A 23,364-nucleotide genomic window follows, 5' to 3' on the forward strand; every position below is an offset into this window, starting at 1 on the left:
TGAGGCTCGGTCGGCCGGCGACTCACCCCGGTTGTACGGCGTGGGCGAAAGCGGCGCCGCCGGGCGGCGCCGGGTTGAGCGCCCGGGTGTGCGTCCGGATCCGGCGCAGCACGTCGGGCATCTTGTCGTTGAGGTAGAAGTGACCGCCGGGATGCACGACCAGCTCGAACCCGCCGCCGGTGTGTTCCTGCCACGCCTGCGCCTCGTCGACCGTGACCCGGGGGTCGCAGTCGCCGACGAGGGCGACGATCGGGCAGTCCAGGCGTGGTCCGGGCCGGTACTCGTAGGTCTCGGCGGCCGTGTAGTCGGAACGGATGGCAGGCAGCACCATCCGCACCACGTCCTCGTCGTCGAGCAGCGCGTCGTCGGTGCCCGACAGCGCGCGCACCTCGGCGATCAGGCCGGCGTCGTCGCGCAGGTGGACCCGCTCGACCTTGCGCCGGTGCGGCGCCCGCCGGCCGGAGGCGAACAGGGCGGTCGGAACGACGCCCTGCAGGCCCAGCCGCCGCGCGACCTCGAACCCGATCGTCGCGCCGAGGCTGTGGCCGAAGATGGTGACCGGCCGGTCGAGCAGGGGCGGCAGCGCCGCCACCAGCTGGTCCGCGATCTCGTGGACCGAGGTGAGGCCCGGCTCCCGCCAGCGGTCCTGGCGGCCGGGGTACTGGACGGCCAGCACGTCGACCTCGGGGGCGAGCGCCTTGGCCGCCGCGAGGAAGTAGCTCGCCGAGCCGCCGGCGTGCGGCAGGCAGAGCAGCCTGGTCGCCGCCTCGTCGGCGGGGTGGAACCGTCGTACCCACAGCTCGGTGTCTGTCATCTCGTCCACCCCGCGAATCCGCTCGTGCTCGTCAGTGCCGGTTGCGCCCGGAGCGGTCAGCGGACCGCGTCCACCCGCGCCTCGCTCCAGCTGATGGTGGTGGGCCGGACAGCCGCCAGGTCGCTGGTGGTCCAGCTGTCCACGACGTCGATCCGCACGTCGCCGTCCGCCGGAGCGTCGGCACCGTCGAAGAAGAAGGCGTTCAGAATCTCGACTGCATTGACCGACATGGAGGAGGTCCTCTCTCGCGCTGCAACGGCCTCGTTGGTGAGGAACGCCACTTAAACCTCCTCGATGGGTGCGTGTTTCAACAAGGTCTGCACTCACCGTCTCGGTGCAGGTTCATCACAGCGCAATCGTGAAACGCTCATACCCACGCCGCACGGCAGGCTCAGCGAGTCTTGTCAATACTCCGAACTGCCAGAACAGCGTCACGGGTGTTTCGACGACGCGGTTTTCCCTGGCCGGACGGCCCCGGGAAACATCGGCCCGACACCGGGTGCTCCCGGCGGCACGTGGGGCGCGGCAGCCCGGATGAATCGCGCTCCCGCCCGGACCAGGAACAACGTCAGGGATTCGCAGGGCGCCGTTCCCCGCCCCGTGGTGCGCAGGTCACCTGGCCGGTATGACGGCCTCATGCCCCACCGCCGGCCCACGACACCTGACCAGCACCAGCGCACTTCCGCACCAATGACCACCACCAACCCCCACCACCTCCTGCGGGGTGCCCTAGGGGTGCCCCACCAATGACCACCAATGGGAAACTCCAAACCCACCAACACGCCGCCACCCACCCGGAGGAACCATGCAATTCTCCGTACTCGGCAGCACCGAAATCACCAACGACAACACCCCACTCGAACTCGGCGGAATCCGCCAACGCGCCATCCTCGCCTACCTCCTGCTCAACGCCAACAAAGTCGTCGCCACCAGCCAACTCCTCCACGCCATCTGGGACGGCAACCCACCCCCCACCGCCCGCAAAATGATCCAAAACGCCGTCTCCGCCATCCGCCGCACCCTCACCACCAACACCGACCCCACCACCACCGCCACCCTCCACACCCACGCACCCGGCTACCAACTCCGCCTCAACACCGAAACCATCGACCTCTACCGCTTCCGCCGACTCGTCCGCGAAGGACGCCACGCCACCGCAACCAACAACCCCCACCACGCCGCCGACCTCCTACACCAAGGACTCGCCCTCTGGCGCGGACGCGCCCTCGCCGACCTCGTCGAAACCGGCATCACCTGGTCAGAAATCACCGCCATCGAAGACGAACGACTCTCCGCCATCGAAGACCGACTCGAAGCCGAACTCGCCTGCGGCCGACACCGCGAAATCACCCCGGAACTCGAAATCCTCACCGCCACCGAACCGCTACGCGAACGCCTCTGCCACCAATTCATGCTCGCCCTCTACCGCAGCGGACGCCAGGTCGACGCCCTACGCGTCTACCGCCGCACCCGCGAAGCACTCATCGACGGCCTCGGCCTCGAACCCGGCCGCAGCCTCCAAGAACTCCAACACCGCATCCTCGAACACGACACCAAGATCCAGGTACCGGCGTTGGTGGGGTGAGCGACACCCACGTGAGGGCCGTGGCCGCCTCCGCCACCGGACGCGTCGACCCGGCCCTCTCCCCCGCGCCGCCGCGGCGGCAGCCGGGCACGGTCAGGCGCGGCAGTCCCCGGCGGTCCGTCGACCGTCGTGTGCTGCCGCGCCTGACCGTGCCCACGCCACCGCCCCGGCCCGGGTCCCCGGGCCGGGGCGGCGCGATGGTCGCCTAGCTGTGTCGCAGCAGCACCGGCAGCGACGCCACGTCGTTCGCCATGAACGAGCGCAGCGGCTCGATCTCGTCCGGTGGCACGGCCAGCGCGAGGTTCGGGAAGCGCGCGAACAGCGCCGGCACCGCGACGGCCGCCTCCAGTCGCGCCAGGCGGGCACCGGGGCAGAAGTGCGGGCCCGCCCCGAACGCGAGGTGCTCCTTGTTCTCCCGGTCGATGTCGAACACCCCCGGGTTCTCGTGGACGGCCGGGTCGCGCCCGTGCGCCAGGTAGCTGATGAGGATGGCGTCGCCCGCCCGGATGACGGTCCCCTCGCCGAGGTCGATGTCCTCCTTCGCCCAGCGCATCGGCAGCGCCGCCACCGGGCAGTGCGCCCGCAGCGCCTCCTCGATCGCGTCCGGCCAGCGGGCCGGGTCGGCGAGCAGGGTGGCCAGCTGGTCCGGGTGGGCGAGCAGCTCGCGGACCGTGTGGTCGATCAGCGTCACGGTCGTCTGGCTGCCGCCGCCGATGAGCAGCAGCAGCATGTCGACCAGCTCCTGCTCGCTGAGCGGCTCCTCGCCCTCCACCCGGGCCGCCATCAGGAAGCTCGTCAGGTCGTCGGAGGGCTCGCGGCGCTTCAGGTCGATCAGCGTACGCATGGCGACGTTCATGTCGACGTAGACGGCGGCCGACTCCTCCTCCGGCACGTTGTCGGTGTTCAGCACCACGCGCAGGATGCGCAGCACCTCGGACCGCAGATCGTCCGGCACCCCGAAGAGGTCGCAGATCACCCTGGTCGGCAACTGCTGCGAGTAGATGGTGTGCAGGTCGACCGGCTCGTCCGGCGGGCGCGTGGCCAGGTCGTCGAGCAGCCGCTCGGCGACGAGCTCCACGTGCGGGCGCATCGCGTCGATCCGCTTCGGTGTCAACGCCGGCGCCACGAGCTGCCGTAGGCGCTGGTGTTCGCGACCCTCCGCCGTGGACATGGACTCGACGTCCACCCACGGCGACAGCCACTTGATCTCGCCGGGGGTGTAGCTGGGCACGTTCTTCGTGACGTTGCGGGAGACCCCGGGGTGGGTCAGCAGGCGCCGGACCACGTCGCCGCGGGTGATCGACCAGGCCAACATGCCTTCCGGCAACTCGACGGCCACCGCGGGGCCGGCGGCGCGGAACTCGTCGATCTGCGCGTACAGGCACTTGCCGCCGCGGCTGTCGATCTGGGTGGTGGGGGCAGCGCTGAAGTCGACCATAGTGCGCCTCCTAGCTGATGAGTTAACGCAAAAAAAGGTAACTGTCGATCGGGAACTGCCGGGTAACGACCCTCTCGCGCCCGCCACGAATTCGACTGGACAAAGGCGCGGATCATTGCGTCGGACCAGCGGCCCAGCCTATCGTCCTTCCACGACACTTGTCAGGAGCGGCGATCCCGCCCTACTCACCGAAATCCGCGGAAACCCATTTGTTAACGCGTGTGCGGAGGCAGAAGCATGGACAGGATTCGCCGGATCGGCGTCGTCGGGTGCGGGGTCATGGGCGCCGGGATCGCCGAGACGTGCGCGAGGGCCGGGTTGGACGTGCTCGTCGCGGTGTCACGACCGGCCTCCGTCGCGCCGGGTCGGGCGCGGCTGACCGCGTCGCTGGACCGCGCCGTGGGCCGGGGCAAGCTGAGCGAGGCGGATCGGGACGCGGCACTGGCCCGGGTGGCCTTCACCGCCGATCTGACCGACTTCGCCGACCGTCAGTTGGTGATCGAGGCGGCGTCGGAGCAGGAGTCGATCAAGCTCGACGTGTTCGCCACGCTCGACAAGGTCGTCGAGGACGAGGAGGCGATCCTCGGCTCGTGTACGTCGTCCTTCCCGATCGTGCAGCTCGGTGGCGTCACCAGCAGGCCCGAGAAGGTGGTGGGCATCCACTTCTTCAACCCCGCGCCGGTGCTCGCGCTCGTGGAGGTCGTCGGCTCGGTCCGCACCGACCCGCGGACGGTCGACACGGTGGACGCCTTCGTCACCGACGTGCTCGGCAAGCAGGTCGTCCGCGCCCAGGACCGGGCGGGCTTCGTGGTGAACGCGCTGCTGATCCCGTACCTGATCTCCGCCGTCCGGATGGTGGAGTCCGGCATGGCGTCGGTCGCCGACATCGACAAGGCGATGACGCTCGGCTGCGCGCACCCCATGGGCCCGCTGCGCCTCATCGACCTGATCGGGCTCGACATCGTGGCCGCGGCCGGCGAGTCGCTGTACAAGGAGTTCCGGGAGCCGCTCTACTCGCCGCCGCCGCTGCTCGCCCGCATGGTGGCCGGCGGTCTGCTCGGCAAGAAGTCCGGGCGGGGCTTCTACGAGTACGGGCGATGAACACCTACCAGCGGCTGACCGGCCTGCTGGAGTCGCACGACGCGCGGTTCCGGCTCATCCCGCACGAGCCGCAGGGCGTCACATCGCCGGCCAGCCGGCTGCGCGGCCACCCGCTGTGCCAGGCGGCGAAGTGCATCGTCGCCCGGGTCAAGCTCGGCAAGAAGGTGAACCGCTTCGTGCTGGCCGTCGTCCCCGGCGACCGGCTGGTCGCGCTCGACGCCGTACGGCAGATGTGGGACGGCACGTACGTGTCGTTCGCGACCAGGGAGACGGCGGAGGAGCTGTCCGGCTGCGTCAGCGGCACGATCATTCCGTTCAGCTTCCGCGACGACCTGGAACTCGTGGTGGATCCCCGGCTGCTCGACGAGCCCGAGATCTACTTCAACGCCGCCCGGCTCGACATGTCGATCGCCCTGGACACGCGGGACTACGTACGCCTGGCCGGGCCGAGGATCGCGTACATCGCCGGGACGTCCCTCGCGGAGGTGGGCTGAACCATGGACCTCGCCGACCGGCTGCACCGCGTCCTCGCCGACGCGAAGTACCTGTCCCTGTCCACGATGTCCGCCGACCGCCGGCCGTGGACGTCCGTGCTCCAGTACGCGTGGCTGCCCGACCCGCTGCGCTTCCTGTTCGGCTCCGCCACGCAGTCGCGGCACAGCCGGCACGTGGCGGCCCGGCCGAGGGTGAGCGGGGCGCTCTTCGTCACCGGCGGCGCGCTCACCGAGGTCGACGGCGCCCAGTTCACCGGCACCTGCCGGGAGCTGACCCCCGACGAGGTGCGCACCCACCACGCCACCTTCTACGACGCCCTGCTGCCCGACGAGGCGAGCAGGGCGGAGTACACGCTGCCGGTGTCTGCCCTGCTGCCGCCGGCCGAGCACCGCATCTACCAGGTCACGGTGGACCGCGTGTGGCTCGTCGACACCAGCACCTGGATCGAGGACCGGATCGACCGCCGGATCGAGGTGGACCTGCCCTGAGGGCGGGTCCACCCCGGTCCCGGCCTCACCCGGTCATCGTCGCCCAGAACACCGCCTCGTAGGCGTGCACCATCCGCGCCACGCGCAGGGCCTCCACCGGGTCGTCGCCCGCCGCCAGGCCCGCCGACACCACGCCGGCCGCCTGCTCCAGCACTTCGGCCGGCGTCTCGGCGAAGTAGCGGAAGTGGGCGACCGCCACGTCGGAGAACCCGTACCGCGACTGGAGGGCGTCGGCCACCCGGGCGTAGAAGCCGCCCGATTCCTCGACGTTGACCAGCAGGGCCAGCGGGATCGCCGAGCGCGGCCCGAACACGGCGGTCCGGACGATGAAGGAGGGGTACGCCTGGGCCAGCGGCTGCGGCTCGTACGCCCGCAGCTCCTTCTCCCCCACTCCCACGGCGGCGGCGAAGTCCGGCAGTAGCCCCAGCGCCTCCTCCTCCGCGCCGGCCATGGCCAGGAACAGCGGCTCAGGGAAGCGGGCCGCCAGGAACGCGAAACTACTCCGGTCGCTGGACACCAGGTGGTGCAGCTCGCCGGCCAGGGCGGCCAGCCGGTCCACCGGCACCTCGCCGCGTTCCAGCTGCTCCAGGAACCGGTTGGGCGCCATCTCCAGCGACCGTCGGCCCTGCGCCACCAGCTCTGCCACGTGTTCGTCCACGGGTCACCTCCGAATCGTGCGGTGCAGGTTCGGGCGGGTCGCCGGCCCCGGCGCGGGCTCGGCGATCCACGGCCCCTCGATGGACGCGTCGAGCACGCCCTCTTCCAGCCAGGTGAAGTCCCCGCCCAGCACCCGCCGGGCGAACGCGACGTCGTCGCCGTCGGTGTCGTCCCGCAGCCGCCGGCGAAGCTCCGCCACCCGCTGCCGGGACTGCCGGCAGAACGCGTCGGCCAGCTCGGGCGCGCTGCCGCCGAGCGCCCTGGCGTACACGCAGGCGGCGGTCATCGCGTACAGCTCGGCGGCCACGTCCACGACGCGGCCGAGGAACAGCTGCCGCTCGGCCACCGCCTCACCCCAGCGCTGCCGGCCGTCGGCGAGGTGCCGGGCCAGCTCGGCGCCCGTCGCGGCGACGAACGACAGGTGCCCGGCCAGGTCGCCGAAGCCGGGCGGCGGCGTGACCGGCACACTCCACTCGACGGGGGTCTCCTCCTCGTCGGCCAGCGCGTCGGTGGCGACGAACACCCGCAGCGCCTCGCTGGAGCCGTCGAAGATGCGGCCGACGCGCAGGTCCCGGAACAGCTGCTCGACGGGGACGCCGCGCTCACCGCGGGCGGCGGCGGACTCCGCGGTCTCGTACCCGCGGCCGCCCCGGATCTGCAGGAGCTCGTCGGCGACGCGCCACGCCTGCTCCGAGGCGAACAGCTTCGCCAGCTCGGCCTCCGTGTGCGTGTCCAGCAGGCCGGCGTCGGCGTGCCGGCCGGACACCTCGACCATGGCCTCCAGGGCGAAGGCGGTCGCCGCGATGTACGCGATCTTGCCCGCCACCGCCTCGTGCTCGCCGATGGGCCGGTCCCACTGCACGCGTACGCCCGACCACTCGCGGGCGATCTTCAGGCTCCACTTGGCGGCGGCGGCGCAGACGGCGGGCATCGACAGCCGGCCGGTGTCCTGCGCGGCGAGCGCCACCTGGAGCCCCTGCCCCTCCGGCCCGATCCGGCGGCTCTGCGGCACCCGGACCCCGTGCAGCCGGACGACCCCGTTCTCCAGGCCGCGCAGGCCCAGGAAGGAGCTGCGGTGCTCCACCGTGACCCCCGGCGCGTCGGCCTCGACCACGAACGCGGACATGCCTCCCGGGCCGCTCTCCGACGGCGGGACCAGTGCCATCACCACGATCAGGTGGGCGATGGTGCCGTTGGTCGTCCACAGCTTCACCCCGTCGAGGCGGTAGCCGCCGTCGTCCGTGGGGGTGGCGGTGGTCCGCATCCGGAAGGGGTCGTTGCCGATGTCGGGCTCGGTGAGGGCGAAGGCGGAGATCTCGCGTACGCACCTCGGCAGCAGCTCGCGCTTCTGGTCGTCGGTGCCGAACAGCCACAGCGGCTGGATGAGGCCGATCGCCTGGTGCGCGCCGAGCAGCTCGCCGATCGAGGAGTGCGCGGTGCTGACGATCATCAGGGCGCGGTGGTAGCAGACTCCGGACAGGCCGAGTCCGCCGTACTCCCGGGGGAGCTTGATGGCGAACGCGCCGAGGTCGCGCAGGCCCTCGACCACCTCGTCGGGGATCCGGTCGTCGCGCTCGATGAGCCGGCCGTCCACCTTGTCCGTGCAGAACGCGCGCAGCCGCGCGAGGAACGCCTCGGCGTCGGCGTCGATCCCGGCGTCGGGCAGCGGGTCGAGCAGGTCGATCCGCAGCCTGCCGCGCAGCAGTTCGTTGCCGAAACTCGGTCTGGACATCGTTGCCTCCCCGTCGGCGGGTGCTCTGGTGCGGGACGCGCACGGGCCACGTCCGCCCGCCGGGGCGGTGCGGACGTGGTCCGTCGTCGGCGCGTCAGCTGGCCGGCACGGCCTTGATCAGCGAGAGGGGGCCGGCGGCGCCGTGGCCGCACCACTCGACGGTGAAGCCGGTATCGGCGAGCAGGGACCGGAACTCGCTCTCGGTCCGCTCCCGGCCGCCGGCGGTCACCAGCATGTTGATGTCCGTGTAGAACATCACCGGGTTGTCGGTGTTCGCGGTGTCCGGCAGCACGGATCCGACGATCAGCAGGGTCGCGCCGGCGGGCAGGTGCGCGCGCACCGTGGCCAGCAGCTTGCGGGCGTTCTCGTCGTCCCAGTCCTGGAAGACGCTCTTGATGATGTACAGGTCGCCGCCGCCCGGCACCGACGAGAAGAAGTCGCCCGCGACGATCTCGCAGCGCTCGGAGACCCCGGCGGCGGCGAGCACGCCGGCGGCCTCGGCCACGCCCGCGGCGCTGTCGAAGCACACCCCCCGCAGGTGCGGGTGGGTGCCGAGGATCGCGGCGAGCAGCGTCCCGTCGCCGCCGCCGACATCCACGACCGTGCGGACGCCGGAGAAGTCGTACCCGTCGGCGACGAGCTGGGCGGACGCCCTGGACTCCTGTCCCATCGCCACGTTGAACAGCGCGGACAGCTCGGGGTGCTCGGCGAGGTGCACGTAGGCGTTCTTGCCGTGCACGTGGTCGAAGGCGCACTCACCGGTCTCGATGGAGTGCCGCGCCTGCTGCCAGGACGAGAACAGCGTCGGGTTGGTGAAGAACCGGGTGAACGCCCACAGCGAGTTCGGCGAGTCGGTACGCAGCTGCTCGCCCACCTCGGTCAGCCGGAACTCGCCCGGCGTCGGCTCGGTCAGCACGCCGACGGCCACGAGGGTCCGCAGCAACCGGTGCAGCGACGGCGCGTGGGTGCCCGTCGCCTCGGCGAGCTGCGCGCTCGTGACGCGGCCGTCGTGGATGTGGTCGGCGAGCTTCAGCTCGGCGGCGAGCGCGAGCGACTGCGAGGCCATGTACCCGCCGATGATCTCGATCAGCGCGGCACGGTTGCGGATCTTGGAGGCCAGGGTGGCCGGAACGGTGCTGGTCATCGGTCATGCCTTTCCGCGAGAGGGTGTCGAACCCACACGTTGGGCTCGATGTAGACGGCGTGGTCGTGCTCGACGTTCACCGCGACCGGGGTCAGGGCACCCGGCACGACGACCGGTCCGCTGGTGTCGAACGGCAGCCCCGTCCAGGCGCGCCACTGCGCGAGGCTGCCGGAGATCGTCATGGAGGCCGGGCAGACCTGGAGCACCCGCCCGCCCGCCCGGACGTGCACGCGCAGCCACGGGTCGACCGGCAGCCCGTCGTCGCGGGTCCGGGCGGCGTACCCCGTCATCGGCTCGTGCGGCTCGGCGTGCTTGCCGCTGGGCCGGACCGGGCCCACGACGTCGCGCAGGCCGTGCCGGCGGGCGTTGTCCTTGACCGCTGCCAGGACGCGTCCCGACATGTTCCGCGCCTGCATGCCCGGCACCACGGCTATCTCCAGCGCGCACAGCGCGGTGAGCTCGCGGCCGGCGGCGGTGTCGAGCATGCTCAACCCCAGCACCGCGTCCCAGCCGGTGTCGGGCAGGCTCGCCGGGTCGCCGTCCCAGGCGAACGGCACGCTGGCCGCGCGGGCGATCACCGTGTCGTCGGCGTCGAGCACGACGAGCTGGTGTTCCGGGTACCGGTCGAGGGCCCAGCCGACCACCATCGGCTCGGGCGGGATGTAGTCGGGCCAGGAGGCCTCCATGTGGAGCATCCCGTCCCGCAGGTCCGGTCGCTCGGCGAGCGTCAGCACGCGCATGCGGGTCACCTCCCGTCGGTCAGGCGGCCAGGCTGCGCGCGGGCAGCGGGTCCGCGGGCATGGCGCAGTTGTCGTCGGCGTGCTTGCGCAGCAGCGCCAGGTATTCGGTACGGGGCACCGCGACCGCGCCGATGAGCTTCGCGTGGTCGCCGTCGTGCTGGACGTCGACCGCCACGCCACCACTGTCCGCGACGCGGCGCACCAGGCACGCGACCGCGACCTTCGCGGCGCCGCTGCGCAGGGCGAACTGGGAGTCGGCGCTGAACAGGCCGCCGACGCGTACGCCGAAGGTGCCGCCGACCAGCTCGTCGCCCTCCCACACCTCGACGCTGTGGGCGTGCCCGGCCGCGTGCAGCTCGCGCAGCGTCGAGACGAGCCGGTCGGTGAGCCACCGGGGCTCGCGGCCGACGCGGCAGTGCTGCACGACCCGGTCGAAGCAGGCGTCGAGCGTCGTCGTCCACTCGACCTTGTTGCGCAGCTGCCGCCGCAGGCTGCGCTGGATGCGGGCCTGGTCGACGTGGATGACCGGACGCGGGTCGGGCGAGCACCAGGCGACGGCGTACGGGTCGGTGCTGCCGGCGAGGACGGCGATCCGACCGGCGGCGACGTCCCCCTCGTAGGTGAACTCGCTGACGATCTTCCGTTCCTCGGTGTCCGCCGGGAACGGGAACAGCCCGTGCCGGTACGCGTCCAGCAGCGTCGTCGCGGACAGGTCGTCGCCGAACGCGACCGGCCCGTCGATGGGGGCGTCGGTGAGGTCGAGCGTCTCCCAGCCCATCACGCGGCCCGCAGGAACTCGGTGCGGGTCAGGTAGCCGATGTAGCGGTCGAGCATCCCGGCGTCCACGGTCGGGATCTCGATGCCGCTGCCGTGCAGCGCCCGCTCCACGTTGGTACGCGAGAAGACCGGGAACGTCGTCTCCAGGTACATCTCCGCGACGCTCATCTGGCCGGTCGCGCAGCGGTCGATGAACAGCGGCGCGAAGGGGGTCATCGGGTGGTCGGGCTGCTCCACCGCGACCCGCACCATCTCGTCGAGCCACTCGGCCCACGGCACCTCGCGGATGTCGTGCCCGTGCGCCCGCAGGCGCTCGACCAGCACCGAGATGTTGACCTTCCCCGGGTTGGTGAGGTGGTAGACCTCGCCGGCGGGGCGGGACGCCCGGGCGATGTGCGCGACCGCGGCGGCGAAGACGTCGACCGGCGTGTAGTCCAGCGGCAGCTCCGCGACCGGGGCGGTGCCCGTGTCCACCACGAACTTCTTCATGGCGCACATCTCGGTGGCGATGTTCCACGCGCCGTTGACCCGGTCGCCGGAGATGTCGGCGGCCCGGTAGATCGCCACCGGCAGCCCCTGCTCGGCCGCCCGGTGCAGCAGCGCCTCGGCCACCCACTTGCTCTCCACGTACCCGACGGAGAGGTGGTCGGCGTACGCCAGGGGGGTGTCCTCGTCGACGTGCCGGACGCCGCCGGTGCCGAAGCCCGCGACGACCGCCATGGTCGACGTGTAGTGGATCGGGACGTTGCGGTGCCGGGCGGCCATCCGGATGATCTCGCGGGTTCCGTCGACGTTCGCCGGCCGCATGTGCGAGTACGGGTAGATGAAGTTGACGGTCCCGCCGGGATGGTGGATGACGTCGACCGTGCGCGCCAGCTCGTCGAAGGCCGCCTCGGACAGGCCGAGCCCGGGCGTCGCGAGGTCGCCGGGGACGGCGACGATCCGGCCCGCCGCCCGGTGACCGGCGAGGTCCTCGCCGAAGTAGTGCCGCGCGTTGGCCTGGATGCGGGCCAGGCCCTGTTCCGGGCCGTCGGCGCGGACGAGGCAGTGCACGACGGCGTCCGTGGTGTCCAGCAGCTCCCGCAGCAGGTAGATGCCCAGGAAGCCGGTGGCGCCGGTGAGGAACACGTGGCGGGGGTCCTGCCAGCGCGGCTCGTCGGACACGTCGCGCCGGATCTCCACGTCCAGCTGCGTCTCGGCGGCGAAGTCGACCCGCTTGCGGGTGTCGTCGCCGGCGAGCGTGCCGGCCCGCGCCTCGCGTACCGCCCGGGCCAGGCCGCGCGGCGTCGCGTCCTCCAGCAGCAGCCGGATCAGCGGGCGCACCTGGGTGATGAGCACGCCGAACGAGCCGCGGATCTTCGCGAGCAGCTCGGCGGCGAGGATCGAGTTGCCGCCCTGGGCGAAGAAGTTGTCGTCCGGCAGCACCCGGGGCACGCCCAGCACCTGGCCCCACAGCCGGGCCACGCCGCGCTCCACCAGGTCGACGGGGGTGTCGTCCACGCTCTCCGCCGCGACCGCCGTGGCCTGCGGCGCGGGCAGCGCGGCCAGGTCGACCTTGCCGTTCGCCTTCAGCGGCAGCTCGTCGAGGGCGACGAACGCCGTCGGCACCATGTAGTCGGGCAGGTAGCGGCCGACGAACCCGCGCAGCTCCGCGACGTCCAGCGGCCGTGGGCCGGTGTGGTAGGCGACCAGGCGCCGCTGGCCGTCGTGCTCGTACGTGGTGACCGCCACCGTGTCGACGCCGTCGTGCGCCGCCAGCGTCGCCTCGATCTCGCCGGGCTCCACCCGGAAGCCACGGATCTTGACCTGCCGGTCGATGCGCCCGACCACCTCGAGGTTGCCCTCGGCGGTCCAGGCGCCCAGGTCGCCGGTGCGGTACATCCGCGCGCCGGGTTCGGGGGCGAACGGGTCCGGCCGGAAGCGGCCGGCGTCGTCCTCGGTCAGGTAGCCGCGCGCCACGCCGCGACCGCCGATGTGGATCTCACCGCGCTCGCCGGGGGCGACCGGTCGGTCGTCGGTGTCGAGGACGTACACGGCGGTGCCGGGCAGCGGCCTGCCGACGGGGGCGGCGCCCCGGTCGGGCAGCACGTCGGCGGTCAACTCCATCAGGCAGGAGGTGATGGTGGTCTCCGTCAGCCCGTAGGCGTTGACCAGCCGCACCCCGGGCATCAGCGCCAGCGCCGTACGGCAGTCCTCCGCGTTGACCGCCTCGCCGCCCACGATGACCATGCGGACCGGCAGGTCACCGGCTTCCGCGCCGGCCTCGGCGAGGAAGCGGCGCCAGTACGCGGGGGTCAGGTCCATCACGGTGACGCCGTGGTGCCGCAGCCGCTCCGGCAGTTCGCTGGGCGCCCAGCTCAGCTCCGGCAGCACGAGCGTCGCGCCGCCGAGCAGCGCGACCGTGATCTGCTCGATGGAGGTGTCGAACGAGAGCGCGCCGAACTGCAACACCCGGTCGTCGGGCGTGACGCCGTAGCGGCCGGCCAGTTCGCCGCACAGGTGGCTCAGCGAGTGGTGCTCGACCACGACGCCCTTCGGCGTACCCGTGGAGCCGGACGTGTAGATGACGTAGGCGGCGTCCCCGCCGCCCACCGTCACGGCCGGGGCCGTCGCGACGCCGGCCGCGACGGTCGCGGTCAGCGCCGTGACCGGCAGATCCGCGAAGCGCGCCACGTCCCGCTCGTCGGTGATGACGATGGTGCAGTCGGTCTCCTTCACGAACGCCTCGACCCGGCTGTCCGGCAGCCCCGGATCCACCGGCAGGTAGGCCGCGCCCGCCTTCCAGGTGGCGAGCAGGCCGACGACGGCGTCGATGGACCGTTCCAGGTGGACCATGACCACGGAGTCCGCGCCGGCGCCCCGATCGACGAGGTGCCGGGCCAGGCCGTTCGCCCGGCGCTCCAGGTCCGCGTAGCTGATGCGCGCGTCGCCCTGCACGACCGCGATCCGGTCGGGCTGCGATGCCGCGCGGACGGCGATAAGTTCGTGGACACGCGGTTGCGTACGGATGTTCATGTTTTCCCTCGGGTGTGAGCACGGTCGTACCCGTGGATTTACCTGCCGCTGACCCAACGAATTTCGATACGGGCGACACTACTGCCTGACGGCGGTTCCCCCGACTACCAGAATGAGCACCCGACCGATTCGGCACTACTCATCAGGGTAGTCATTTCGGCACGGTCGAACCCACGTCGAATTCGGCTTGAACGGCGCCGGAAAACGCGATGTGGCGATGGCTCCCGGAGGGCCGGACCGCCGCCACGCGGCGGAGGAGAGGGGCTACGCGGCGGAGGAGAGCGGCACGTGCCGCACGAGTTCCGCCCGCGAGGAGATGCCCAGCCGGCGGAACAGGCCGCGCAGGTGGTAGTTGACGGTGTGCGGCGACAGCCGTACCCGGGTCGCGATCTGCCGGTTGGTCATGCCCTCGGCGACCAGCCGCGCGATGGCCCGCTCGACGCCGCTGAACGACTCCCACGCGCCGCCGGCGTCCGGGCGGCGCTCCCGGGCGGCGGACGCGGAGCGCAGCCCGATCCTGCGTCGCAGGTCGGCGGGGGCCACGGGCTCGGCCGACGGCTCGGCGACGCGGGGCGCACCGGCCACGGCCCGGCGCAGGCGCAGGCGTTCGCGGTCGGCGCGCAGCGCCTGCCGTACGGCGGGCGGCAGGGCGTCGAGCACCGCCCACCACACCAGCTCGTACCGGAAGGCGAGATCGTCGCCCGCCCAGTCAAGCAGGCCGGCGTCGAGCAGCGCGTCCAGGTCGGGCAGCATCTGGGCGGTGTTCCGTCCGGTCATCGCCGCCAACTCCGCGAGCTGGCAGCGGCGGCCGAGCACGGCGGCCACCCGCAGCAGCTGCCAGGAGCCGGTGGGCGTGCCGCGCAGCATGGCCCGGACCACCTCCTGGACCCGTTTCGGCGTCCGCGCCCGCCCGGGCCCGTCGGTGACGCCCTCGGCGCGGATCCCTTCGAGCAGCGCCGTCAGCAGCAACCGGTTCCCCGCCGCCGCGGCGACGAGCACGTCCACGGTCGGCTCCACCGCGATCTCCGACGCGTCGGCGACGAGCCGACCCACGGCCGCCGCGGGCAGCGGGCGGCCCGCCTCGGCGAGCGTCCCGACCACCTGCGACACCTGCTCGTCCTCGTACACCACAACGCAATCGTGCATGTGAATGTCTGTCGCTCTCAACATTGCCTTACCGCGAGGTGCGTCGAGCAATTACCCGCACATGGGGGAGGCGGGGTCCCAGCGACTTCCCGGCCGGTGACCGGGGATTGCTTCGATCAATGTATTGACGTCGCGAGAGAGGCGGGCAGCTGTGGAACCCGTTGTGGTCCAGGATTTCGTACCGGCGATCGACCTGTCGGGCCGCGCCACCGCTGAGGGGCGCGCCGCCATCGCGGCGGCCATCGGCAAGGCGTGCGAGAGTTCGGGGTTCTTCACCGTCGTGGGGCACGGCGTGCCCGCCGACCTGGTGAACCGCATGTACACCACCACGAAGGGCTTCTTCACCCGCCCGGAGGAGGAGAAGGACCGGAGCGCGAACCGCGGCTCCGGGGTGTCGGGGCTGCGCCGCCCCGGCGGCCCGTACGAGGCGTTCGCCGCCCACGTGACGGGCGACCTGAGCGACGAGGAGCGCGCGGCCCTCGGTACGCACCCGGCCACCTGGAAGGCGGCGAACATCTGGCCGGACGACGACTTCAAGACGGTCTGGCACGAGTACATCGCCGCCATGACCGAACTGTCGGCGGACATCATGCGGCTGTTCGCGCTCGCGCTCGGGCTGCCGGAGGACTTCTTCGACAGCAAGTTCGACGAGCACGTGTCGCTGATCATCGCCAACTACTACTACCCGGCACCCGACGACGGCGTGCTGCGGCGGGAGATGCACACCGACTGGGGCAGCCTGACGGTGCTCTACGTGGAGGACGAACTGGGCGGGCTCCAGGTGCGGCGGGACGACGACGACTGGCTGGACGTGCCCGCCATCCCCGGCAGCTTCGTGGTGAACATCGGCGACCTGATGGCGTTCTGGACCGGCGGCCGGTGGGCGTCGACCGTGCACCGGGTGGTCAACCCGGAGGGGACCGACGCGCCCTCGCGCGTCTCCATCCCCTTCTTCTACCTGCCCAACCACGACACCACCATCGAGCCGATGCGCCCGCTGGCGCAGGAGAGCGCCGAGGCCGGGCTCGACCGGGTGACCGTCGGCGAATGGTTCTCGCACAAGATGCAGTCGACGTACCAGGCGTCCGCGTAGCCCGTACCCGCCACCGGCCGCCGCGCCCCCGCCGCGCTCCGGCCGGCGGCGGGCCGGGTCGCCGGTGGGCCCGGGCCGTCGCCGACCCGCGCCACGCGGTCGGCACACCCGCCGGCCGTACGCCTTCGCGTCATCCGTCGACGCGGTAGGCGGCGAGGACCGTCTCGGAGATCAGGTGCGGGGCGTCCGCCCGGTCCACCTGCCCGCTGGCCACGTCGACGGCGGCGCCCTTCATGATGTGGTGCAGGACGCTGGTCAGCCAGCTGGCCGGGAGGTCGACCCGGAACACCCCCTCGTCCTGGCCCCGGCGGATCAGCTGGTCGACGCGCCGCGCCGGCTCGGCGTGCAACTCGTGCACGCGCTCGGGCGGCAGGGACGCCTGCGCCGCCTCCAGGACGGCGCTCGACTGGGCGATCAGCAGCCAGCTCGACCGGATCAGGACACGCAGCGCGTCCCGTGGGTCGCCGGTCAGGTCGAGGCCCGCCAGGAGCTCCTCCCCCTCGGCCAGCACCCGGGTCAGCGCGGCCTCGACCAGGGCGTCCCGCGACGGGAAGTGGCCGTAGAGGGTCACCCGACCCACCCGCGCCGCCTGCGCGATCTCGCTGACGCTGGCGTCGGGGTCACGGCTCAGGCAGCTCACCGCCGCCTCCAGGATCCTCTCGACGTTGTGTTGGGCGTCGGCCCGGCGGGTCGGCTTGGCGAGTGGGCGTGTCATGGAACTTCCCCTAACTCGAACAGGCGTGCATGAGTTAACGTGTCACCGTAACTTGAACACTACCGTTCAACTTGGCGGAGGAGCCTGGCAGCCATGGCGGAACCTGTGACCGCAACCGAAACCACCGCGCCCGCGCACCCACACCCGCAGCGCTGGCGGATCCTGGGCCTCGTCGGCATCGCCCAGCTGATGCTGATCCTGGACGTCACCGTCGTCGCGATCGCCCTGCCGCACATGGGGTCGGACCTGGGCATGGAGCGGGAAGCCCTCACCTGGGTGGTGAGTGGCTACACCCTGACCTTCGGCGGCCTGCTGCTGCTCGGTGGCCGGGCCGCGGACCTGTTCGGCGCCCGGCGCCTCGTCCTCGCGGGGCTCCTGCTGTTCAGTGCCGCGTCCCTGACGGCCGGGCTGGCCACCAGCGGTCCCATGCTGCTGGGCGGTCGCATCGGCCAGGGCCTCGCGGCGGCGATCCTCTCCCCCGCCGCCCTGTCCCTGGTCGTCACGATCTTCGACGGCGACGAGCGCAACAAGGCGCTGGGCATCTGGTCGGCGCTCGGCGGCGGCGGCGCCGCCCTCGGCGTCCTCCTCGGCGGCCTGCTCACCGCCGGGCCCGGCTGGCCCTGGGTGTTCTTCGTCAACGTGCCCGTCGGCATCATCCTGCTGCTGGCCCTGCGGATGCAGCTTCCGCCCCAGGCGCCCACCGGCGCGACGGCCCGACTCGACGTGCCCGGCGCCCTGCTGGTGACGGCGGCCACCGGAGCGCTGATCTACGCGCTGATCCGGGCCGGCGACGTCGGCTGGGGCAGCCCGACGATCCTGCTGCTGCTGGTCGCCGCCGTCCTCCTCTACGCCGCGTTCTTCGTCCGCCAGCGCCTGGCCGCGAGCCCGCTGATGGACGTACGGCTCCTGCTCCGCCGGCCGGTGGCGGTCGGGGCGCTGCTGATCCTCGTCGCTACCGCGTTGATGATCACGGTCTTCTTCCTGGGCACGTTCTACCTTCAGAACTACCAGGGCTACGGCGCCCTGCGCACCGGGCTGCTCTTCCTGCCCGTGGCGATCACGACCATGCTCGGCGCGAACGCCGCCGGCCGCGCCATCGGCCGGACCGGGGCGCGCACCCTCGGCGTCCTGGGGCTGCTCGTCGCGGCGGCCGGCATGGCGGTCCCCGCCTTCGTCGACGGGACCCTGGCCCTCGTCGTCGGGGTGGCCGTCGCCGCCGCCGGCACGGGCGTCCTCTTCGTCGTGGCCTCCGCCGTCGCGCTCGGTCAGGTCGCGCCGCACGAGGCCGGTCTCGCGTCCGGCATCGTCAGCACCTTCCACGAGTTCGGCGCCTCGCTGGGTGCCGCCGTGGTGTCGAGCATGGCCGCGGCCAGCATCGCCGGCACCAGCACCGCCGGCTTCTCCCGGGGCTTCACCACCGGCGCCGTCATCGCCGTCGTCGCCGCGGTCCTGGCCTTCGTGCTCACCCCGCGACCGGCCCGCTGACCCCGGACCGGTGGTCGGCGGGGGCCCGCCCGCCGACCACCGGTCCGGACACCCCGCGCCGCCCGTACGCCCGGCCCACCGCGCGCTCCGGCCCTGCCGGCGCCGAACCTCGCGCCGCCGCTGCCGGCGTGATGGCCGCTACGACTGGTCGGGCAGGCGCACCCCGTAGCCGGCCAGGGCCAGCCCCGCGAGGCCCTACAACACGTGTCACCAGTCCCGGAAGTCCACGACCACCGACTACCCAGCGGCCGGGCCGCGATCACCGACGGACCCGCGGGGCGATCCAGACGCCGGTGCTGTCGCCGTGGCACTGGTCGAGGTTGGTGGTGCTGACCCGCAGGGACACCTGGGTGGCGTCGCTGATGTCCACCTTGACCGGTCGGGTCCGCCCCGGCACGACGGTTAGTCTGCCGTCATGGCGAGCGGGGAACTGGATGAGTTGATCGTCGTGGACGCCGGGGCGCTGCGCGCGTGGTTGTCGGCCAACCACGCCACGTCGCCCGGCGTCTGGCTGGCCCTGACCAGGAAGGGCGGCACCGTCACGAGCCTGACCTGGCAGCAGGCGGTCGACGAGGCCCTGTGCTTCGGCTGGATCGACGGGCAGGCCCGCAAACGGGACCAGGAGACCTCCTGGATCCGGTTCACCCCTCGCCGGCGCCGCAGCTCCTGGTCACAGCGTAACGTCGCCCACGTGGCCCGGCTGGAAGCCCAGGGGCGGATGCTGCCCGCGGGCCGGGCCGCGGTGGAGGCCGCGAAGGCGGACGGACGGTGGGCAGCCGCCTACGCCCCACCGTCGGAGGCCGAGGTGCCGGCCGACCTCCTCGCCGCCGTCGCCGCCGATCCCGCCGCCCAAGCCATGTTCGACGTACTCACCAGGACCAACCGGTTCGCTCTCATCCACCGTCTCAACGCCGTCAAACGCGCACAGACCCGCGAGCGGAAGATCACCGAGTTCGTCGCCATGCTCGCCCGCCACGAGACGATCTACCCGCAGAAGGCCATGCCTCCGCACTCACCGTCGTCGTGATCAGAGACGCTCGGTGAAGAGCCGGCTCCCTGAACCACCAGGTCGCGTCGAGGTGGCATGGCCGGCTCAGCCTGCGACCACGGACAAGCCGGTTCATCCCGTTGGTTGCGTCCACGGGAGTGGTGTACGACTTGCCCGTGATGGCGGCGGGGCCGCTCCCGCAAGGAGCAGCCCCGGAGTTCGACGTTCAACCCATTCGATCAGTCCAGGCGGCATCGAGGATCACCTGGTACGCGCTGATCCGCACGGGCGACAGCGTCAGTCGCTCGTGGGCGAGCAGCTCACCCGTCTTCGGGTCGAAGATCAGCAGAGACTGCGCGTCGTGTTCGCGGTCGTCGAAGGTGACGGCGACCCCGTCCCGACCGGCGCGGTCCGTCACCTGTCCCCGCCAGCGGAAGCCAGGCACATCGGCGAGGACCCGCAGGATCTCCGCTCGGGCCGCACGCGGTACGACGAACCGGGCATAGAGACTGCTGACTTCCTTGCTCGCGGCGCCTGGCCCGTACCCGACCTTGAGCAGTTCGCGCAGCCGCGACGGGTCTGCCGACGGTGGCGTGAGCTCCATGGGCGGCAGCGGGATCATGGCCGGAGCCGCCGTGGCGCCAACTGCGGGACGCGAGTCCGGATTGCGTTGCCAGTAGTCGCGGGACTCCTGGTCGGGGTACTGCGGCTCCAACTGTTTGTTGAGCTGGCTGCCGGTCCCGTCGGCGGCCTGCCAGACCTTCGTCTCGCCGGCGAAGGCGACCTGGTGACGGCCATCGGCGGAGGTCATCACCGGATCGCCCCACACCTTCGTATGGTGGTACATGAAGCGCCCGCCGACGCGGTCGTACTCCGCGTCCTTGATCTTGCCCGCCAGCGCGCGCAGCTGCGGGCCAGCCTCCGGCGGGTCCGCATCGAACTGGTACGAGACCGGCACGAGCACCGATCCCGCCGTGCTCCCGGGCCCGCCCGGAACGTCCGGTGAGGGCCTGTCGAACGGCTGGAGAACGGCCACGGCACCGACCGCGACCGCCAGCGTCCCCGCCGTCAGAACCAGCCGGCGGGTCGGACGTACGCGACGACGCCCGGCGACCGTCTCGGTGGTGCCGGAGCGGTCGATCAGCTCGTGTGCCGAGACCAGCGGCGGCGCGACGACGGCGGTCCGGGCCGGATCGACCGGGCCGAGGAGGGTACGGGTGCGCTCTGCTCCGAACATCACAGTTCCTCTCGCGTGGTCGCCAACACGGGGCGGCGCCGGGCCTGAGCGGGCCGGCCCGACATCGCTTCGGCGAGGCGGCGGCGGGCGCGATGCAGGCGCACCGCCGCGGTCGCCCGAGTACAGCCAAGAACCTGGGCCGCCTCGGACACCGTCAACTCCTCCCAGCCGATCAGCCGGAGAATCTCCTGATCGAGTTCGCTGAGGATGGCCAACGCGGCCCGGACGTCGGCGACCCCGACGGTGGTGTCGGCACCCGACGAGCTGGCGACCCGTGCCAGGTCGGCACCAGCGATGGGCAGGACATCGGGGGCGCCGCGCCGCGACCGCCAGTGGTTCGCAAGGAGCCGCCGGGCCACCCCGTACAGCCAGGGCAGGCTGCGGTCCGGCACCTCGTTGCGACGCCGCCAGGCGACGACGAAGACCTCCTGGGCGAGTTCCGCCGACGCGTCGGAGTCCGCGAGTCGACGCAGGCCGTACCTCACGACGTTCGCGTACTCGGCGACGTAGAGGCCGGTAAACCAGCCCTCGTCCCTCTTCTTCGGTTTCTTCGGTGGACCCACCCGAACCCCCATTGCCTCGGCGACTCTCACCCTGGCTTGTGTCACAACGGGCCCAACGATTACCGGCGAGCTTCCCGTGATAGCGCCACAGCGTCTCCCCAGGGCCGCCAGGCCCGCCTCGCCAGCGGGACGACAGCGGCCACCGGCTCGTCCCGCTCACCCAGGTAACGACCTGGCCCTACCGCACACTCCGCAGCAGTTCCGGCAACATCGCCGACACCGCAAGGTCGTCAGGTGTGGCGTAGGCCCGGTCCGCGCTGGGTTCCCTCATGCCGCCGGCCCAGGGCAACAAGACGGTAGGGCGAAGCCGACTCCACACAGATGGTCGCGCGTCTTCCCACCCGCATCCTGAACGATGATCAGCGCCGGTCCCAACCGGAACCGCGTTCGTCCAACCGCTCCCGAGCACCCACCGCGCGACCACCAACGGCGTACGCGAAAAAGGCTCCGGCCGGGTGGAAACCACCAGGCCAGAGCCTTTATTGCTGGTGCGCCGCCAGGGACTCGAACCCCGAACCCGCGGATTAAGAGTCCGCTGCTCTGCCAGTTGAGCTAGCGGCGCTCGTTGGCAACGGGGAGAACATTAGCACGCCTCCCGAGCGGGGTTCCAATCCGATCCCCGGGTCCCCCCTTCGGCCGAGCTTAACGGGCATCCACGGACAAAACCTCCCGGCGCACGATGACAGGGGGCGGACAACGGGCGAGCATGCGGCACGATGTGCGCCAGGTACGCGAGAACAGAGGTGGGGATGGGCATGTTCGCGCGGGCCGGGGCGATGGTGGGCGCCCTCGGCCTGGTGGCGTCGCTGGCTCTGACGGGCTGCGGCACGGAGCAGAAGAAGAACGCGCAGTTCGTCGGCGGCACCGCGCCGGCCACGTCCGCTGCGCCGGATGCGTCGGGCACGCCGGCGGAGCCCGGCACCCCGGCCGCGCCGAGCGGGCCGCCGCTGACGGTGAGCCCGGCCGACGGGGGAAAGAACCGGCCGGTCAGCTCCGAGATCAGCGCCGAGGTGCCCGGCGGCGGCAAGGTGTCCAGCGTCACGCTGACCACCGCCAACGGCAGCCGGGTCGAGGGGCGCCTGCGCGCCGACGGCTCCTCCTGGGTGCCGTCGAAGCCGCTGAAGTACGGCACCCGTTACACGGCCACGGTCACCGCGACCGGCTCCGACGGGGTGACCAGCCAGGGCACGAGCACCTTCACGACGATGGCGAAGCCCAAGTCGGTGATCAGCTCCGGGCTCTACCTCTTCGACGACAAGACCTACGGCGTGGCGATGCCGGTGGTCACCGAGTTCCACCCGGGGATCCCGAAGAAGGACCGCGCGGCGGTGCAGAGGCGCATGTTCGTGCAGACCGACCCGCCGCAGCCGGGCGCCTGGCACTGGGTGGCGAACGGCACCCAGGCCTACTACCGCGCCCCGGAGTACTGGAAGCCCGGGACCACGCTCACCGTCCGGATCGCGCTGGCCGGCATCCCGCTCAGCAACGGCCGCTACGGCAACGTCGACCGTACGGCGACCGCCAAGATCGGCCAGGCCTTCGAGATGAAGGTGGACAACGCCACCAAGAAGATGACCGTCTACGAGGACGGCCAGGTGGTGCGCACCCTGCCGGTGAGCCTGGGCAAGAAGAAGACCCCCTCCTCCAGCGGCACGATGGTCGTGATGGAGAAGAAGGAGTCCACGGTCTTCGACACCCGCGACGATCCGGACCCGGCGAACCGCTACGTCACCGAAATCGACTTCGCCCAGCGACTGACCTGGGGCGGCGAGTACATCCACGCCGCGCCCTGGTCGGAGCACGTGCAGGGCCGGCAGAACGTCTCGCACGGCTGCGTCAACGTCTCCATGGCCAACGCCCGCTGGCTGTTCGGCAAGACCAAGGTGGGCGACCCGATCACCATCAAGGGCACCGAGCGCACGCTGGCGCCGGGCAACGGCTGGACGGCGTGGAGCCTGACCTGGTCCGAGTTCGTCAAGGGCAGCGCCGTGCCGGTGCCCGAGGCCGGCGAGGGGTCGCCCTTCTGAGGCACGCCCCACCGACGATCGGCGACCGGCCCGCGCCAGCGGGCCGGTCGCCGTCTTCCTGGGCCTGCTCCGACCCGCTCCGGGTCGGCGGCGCCGCGCGAGCCGCGCGCGGGCCAGCCGCGGT

22 protein-coding genes and 1 tRNA gene are annotated in these 23,364 nt (G+C 71.9%); 8 read left to right on the forward strand and 15 right to left on the reverse strand.

Annotation, left to right across the window (positions count from 1 at the left end):
- Positions 1 to 22: 22 nt before the first annotated feature.
- Positions 23 to 814 (reverse strand): thioesterase II family protein, encoded by a 792-nt coding sequence (locus GA0070610_RS21520; protein WP_172896571.1) that lies wholly within the window; start codon positions 812 to 814, stop codon positions 23 to 25.
- A gap of 56 nt (positions 815 to 870) precedes the next feature.
- Positions 871 to 1,095, reverse strand: coding sequence for a hypothetical protein (locus GA0070610_RS30660; RefSeq protein ID WP_144082350.1), 225 nt, complete (start codon positions 1,093 to 1,095; stop codon positions 871 to 873).
- A gap of 524 nt (positions 1,096 to 1,619) precedes the next feature.
- On the opposite strand from GA0070610_RS30660, the gene GA0070610_RS21525 reads away from it, so the two are divergent.
- On the forward strand, positions 1,620 to 2,399 hold the full coding sequence (locus GA0070610_RS21525; RefSeq protein WP_089001720.1) for an AfsR/SARP family transcriptional regulator: 780 nt from the start codon (positions 1,620 to 1,622) through the stop codon (positions 2,397 to 2,399).
- A gap of 205 nt (positions 2,400 to 2,604) precedes the next feature.
- Here the strand turns inward: GA0070610_RS21525 and GA0070610_RS21535 are convergent, their stop codons facing one another.
- The gene (locus GA0070610_RS21535) at positions 2,605 to 3,837 is read right to left on the reverse strand and encodes a cytochrome P450 family protein (protein WP_089001722.1); all 1,233 of its coding nucleotides are present in this window, start codon (positions 3,835 to 3,837) and stop codon (positions 2,605 to 2,607) included.
- A 237-nt stretch (positions 3,838 to 4,074) separates the two neighbouring features.
- On the opposite strand from GA0070610_RS21535, the gene GA0070610_RS21540 reads away from it, so the two are divergent.
- The 3 genes from GA0070610_RS21540 to GA0070610_RS21550 are packed head-to-tail and all read left to right on the forward strand — an operon-like array spanning position 4,075 to position 5,921.
- Positions 4,075 to 4,938 (forward strand): 3-hydroxybutyryl-CoA dehydrogenase, encoded by an 864-nt coding sequence (locus GA0070610_RS21540; RefSeq protein WP_089001723.1) that lies wholly within the window; start codon positions 4,075 to 4,077, stop codon positions 4,936 to 4,938.
- A complete protein-coding gene (locus GA0070610_RS21545) occupies positions 4,935 to 5,432 on the forward strand; it encodes a YbaK/EbsC family protein (RefSeq protein WP_089001724.1) in 498 nt (165 codons plus the stop codon). The genes GA0070610_RS21540 and GA0070610_RS21545 overlap by 4 nt, the downstream gene beginning before the upstream one ends.
- Before the next feature lie 3 nt (positions 5,433 to 5,435).
- Positions 5,436 to 5,921 (forward strand): pyridoxamine 5'-phosphate oxidase family protein, encoded by a 486-nt coding sequence (locus tag GA0070610_RS21550; protein WP_089001725.1) that lies wholly within the window; start codon positions 5,436 to 5,438, stop codon positions 5,919 to 5,921.
- Positions 5,922 to 5,946: 25 nt separating this feature from the next.
- On the opposite strand, the gene GA0070610_RS21555 is transcribed toward GA0070610_RS21550, so the two are convergent.
- From GA0070610_RS21555 to GA0070610_RS21585, 7 genes are all read right to left on the reverse strand, one after another.
- Positions 5,947 to 6,579, reverse strand: a complete 633-nt coding sequence (locus GA0070610_RS21555) for a heme oxygenase-like domain-containing protein (RefSeq protein WP_089001726.1) — start codon at positions 6,577 to 6,579, stop codon at positions 5,947 to 5,949.
- 3 nt (positions 6,580 to 6,582) lie between these two features.
- Positions 6,583 to 8,310 (reverse strand): acyl-CoA dehydrogenase family protein, encoded by a 1,728-nt coding sequence (locus tag GA0070610_RS21560; protein ID WP_089001727.1) that lies wholly within the window; start codon positions 8,308 to 8,310, stop codon positions 6,583 to 6,585.
- Positions 8,311 to 8,404: 94 nt separating this feature from the next.
- Positions 8,405 to 9,454 carry a methyltransferase gene (locus GA0070610_RS21565; RefSeq protein WP_089001728.1) on the reverse strand — a complete coding sequence of 350 codons (1,050 nt, stop codon included), beginning with the start codon at positions 9,452 to 9,454 and terminating at the stop codon, positions 8,405 to 8,407.
- Positions 9,451 to 10,194 (reverse strand): N-acetyltransferase, encoded by a 744-nt coding sequence (locus GA0070610_RS21570; RefSeq protein WP_089003649.1) that lies wholly within the window; start codon positions 10,192 to 10,194, stop codon positions 9,451 to 9,453. The genes GA0070610_RS21565 and GA0070610_RS21570 overlap by 4 nt, the downstream gene beginning before the upstream one ends.
- Before the next feature lie 19 nt (positions 10,195 to 10,213).
- Positions 10,214 to 10,972, reverse strand: a complete 759-nt coding sequence (locus GA0070610_RS21575) for a leucyl/phenylalanyl-tRNA--protein transferase (protein ID WP_197697760.1) — start codon at positions 10,970 to 10,972, stop codon at positions 10,214 to 10,216.
- Positions 10,972 to 13,986 (reverse strand): non-ribosomal peptide synthetase, encoded by a 3,015-nt coding sequence (locus tag GA0070610_RS21580; RefSeq protein ID WP_089001730.1) that lies wholly within the window; start codon positions 13,984 to 13,986, stop codon positions 10,972 to 10,974. The genes GA0070610_RS21575 and GA0070610_RS21580 overlap by 1 nt, the downstream gene beginning before the upstream one ends.
- A gap of 264 nt (positions 13,987 to 14,250) precedes the next feature.
- Complete coding sequence (locus tag GA0070610_RS21585) at positions 14,251 to 15,117, reverse strand: helix-turn-helix transcriptional regulator (protein ID WP_231925761.1); 867 nt, start codon at positions 15,115 to 15,117, stop codon at positions 14,251 to 14,253.
- Positions 15,118 to 15,283: 166 nt separating this feature from the next.
- Here GA0070610_RS21585 and GA0070610_RS21590 point away from each other — a divergent pair, with 166 nt between their 5' ends.
- Positions 15,284 to 16,225 (forward strand): isopenicillin N synthase family dioxygenase, encoded by a 942-nt coding sequence (locus GA0070610_RS21590; RefSeq protein ID WP_089001732.1) that lies wholly within the window; start codon positions 15,284 to 15,286, stop codon positions 16,223 to 16,225.
- Positions 16,226 to 16,355: 130 nt separating this feature from the next.
- On the opposite strand, the gene GA0070610_RS21595 is transcribed toward GA0070610_RS21590, so the two are convergent.
- A complete protein-coding gene (locus GA0070610_RS21595; protein WP_089001733.1) occupies positions 16,356 to 16,940 on the reverse strand; it encodes a TetR/AcrR family transcriptional regulator in 585 nt (194 codons plus the stop codon).
- Positions 16,941 to 17,045: 105 nt separating this feature from the next.
- On the opposite strand from GA0070610_RS21595, the gene GA0070610_RS21600 reads away from it, so the two are divergent.
- Positions 17,046 to 18,425: an MFS transporter gene (locus tag GA0070610_RS21600; RefSeq protein WP_197697761.1), complete on the forward strand. Its 1,380-nt coding sequence runs from the start codon at positions 17,046 to 17,048 to the stop codon at positions 18,423 to 18,425.
- A gap of 259 nt (positions 18,426 to 18,684) precedes the next feature.
- Here GA0070610_RS21600 and GA0070610_RS30665 read toward each other — a convergent pair whose 3' ends face one another.
- On the reverse strand, positions 18,685 to 18,822 hold the full coding sequence (locus GA0070610_RS30665) for a hypothetical protein (protein WP_157747199.1): 138 nt from the start codon (positions 18,820 to 18,822) through the stop codon (positions 18,685 to 18,687).
- An 18-nt stretch (positions 18,823 to 18,840) separates the two neighbouring features.
- Here GA0070610_RS30665 and GA0070610_RS21605 point away from each other — a divergent pair, with 18 nt between their 5' ends.
- Positions 18,841 to 19,452, forward strand: coding sequence for a YdeI/OmpD-associated family protein (locus tag GA0070610_RS21605; RefSeq protein WP_089001735.1), 612 nt, complete (start codon positions 18,841 to 18,843; stop codon positions 19,450 to 19,452).
- 187 nt (positions 19,453 to 19,639) lie between these two features.
- Here the strand turns inward: GA0070610_RS21605 and GA0070610_RS21610 are convergent, their stop codons facing one another.
- The 3 genes from GA0070610_RS21610 to GA0070610_RS21620 all read right to left on the reverse strand — a co-directional run bounded on the left by GA0070610_RS21610 (position 19,640) and on the right by GA0070610_RS21620 (position 21,775).
- Entirely contained in the window at positions 19,640 to 20,650 is a 1,011-nt protein-coding gene (locus GA0070610_RS21610) for a CU044_5270 family protein (RefSeq protein WP_089001736.1), read from the reverse strand.
- A complete protein-coding gene (locus tag GA0070610_RS21615) occupies positions 20,650 to 21,213 on the reverse strand; it encodes an RNA polymerase sigma factor (RefSeq protein WP_231925762.1) in 564 nt (187 codons plus the stop codon). The genes GA0070610_RS21610 and GA0070610_RS21615 overlap by 1 nt, the downstream gene beginning before the upstream one ends.
- A gap of 486 nt (positions 21,214 to 21,699) precedes the next feature.
- A tRNA-Lys gene (locus GA0070610_RS21620) sits at positions 21,700 to 21,775 on the reverse strand.
- Positions 21,776 to 21,962: 187 nt separating this feature from the next.
- Between GA0070610_RS21620 and GA0070610_RS21625 the strand changes: the two genes are divergently transcribed.
- The gene (locus GA0070610_RS21625) at positions 21,963 to 23,240 is read left to right on the forward strand and encodes a L,D-transpeptidase (RefSeq protein WP_089001737.1); all 1,278 of its coding nucleotides are present in this window, start codon (positions 21,963 to 21,965) and stop codon (positions 23,238 to 23,240) included.
- Positions 23,241 to 23,364: the final 124 nt, after the last annotated feature.

The sequence above is a fragment of the Micromonospora echinofusca genome, from assembly GCF_900091445.1.
Lineage (GTDB): Bacteria > Actinomycetota > Actinomycetes > Mycobacteriales > Micromonosporaceae > Micromonospora > Micromonospora echinofusca.

Coding starts and splice junctions, on each gene's coding strand:
- GA0070610_RS21520 (WP_172896571.1), bottom strand. CDS start 814: ATGACAGACACCGAGCTGTGGGTACGACGGTTCCACCCCGCCGACGAG.
- GA0070610_RS21525 (WP_089001720.1), top strand. CDS start 1,620: ATGCAATTCTCCGTACTCGGCAGCACCGAAATCACCAACGACAACACC.
- GA0070610_RS21535 (WP_089001722.1), bottom strand. CDS start 3,837: ATGGTCGACTTCAGCGCTGCCCCCACCACCCAGATCGACAGCCGCGGC.
- GA0070610_RS21540 (WP_089001723.1), top strand. CDS start 4,075: ATGGACAGGATTCGCCGGATCGGCGTCGTCGGGTGCGGGGTCATGGGC.
- GA0070610_RS21545 (WP_089001724.1), top strand. CDS start 4,935: ATGAACACCTACCAGCGGCTGACCGGCCTGCTGGAGTCGCACGACGCG.
- GA0070610_RS21550 (WP_089001725.1), top strand. CDS start 5,436: ATGGACCTCGCCGACCGGCTGCACCGCGTCCTCGCCGACGCGAAGTAC.
- GA0070610_RS21560 (WP_089001727.1), bottom strand. CDS start 8,310: ATGTCCAGACCGAGTTTCGGCAACGAACTGCTGCGCGGCAGGCTGCGG.
- GA0070610_RS21565 (WP_089001728.1), bottom strand. CDS start 9,454: ATGACCAGCACCGTTCCGGCCACCCTGGCCTCCAAGATCCGCAACCGT.
- GA0070610_RS21570 (WP_089003649.1), bottom strand. CDS start 10,194: ATGCGCGTGCTGACGCTCGCCGAGCGACCGGACCTGCGGGACGGGATG.
- GA0070610_RS21575 (WP_197697760.1), bottom strand. CDS start 10,972: ATGGGCTGGGAGACGCTCGACCTCACCGACGCCCCCATCGACGGGCCG.
- GA0070610_RS21580 (WP_089001730.1), bottom strand. CDS start 13,986: ATGAACATCCGTACGCAACCGCGTGTCCACGAACTTATCGCCGTCCGC.
- GA0070610_RS21595 (WP_089001733.1), bottom strand. CDS start 16,940: ATGACACGCCCACTCGCCAAGCCGACCCGCCGGGCCGACGCCCAACAC.
- GA0070610_RS21605 (WP_089001735.1), top strand. CDS start 18,841: ATGGCGAGCGGGGAACTGGATGAGTTGATCGTCGTGGACGCCGGGGCG.
- GA0070610_RS21610 (WP_089001736.1), bottom strand. CDS start 20,650: ATGTTCGGAGCAGAGCGCACCCGTACCCTCCTCGGCCCGGTCGATCCG.
- GA0070610_RS21625 (WP_089001737.1), top strand. CDS start 21,963: ATGGGCATGTTCGCGCGGGCCGGGGCGATGGTGGGCGCCCTCGGCCTG.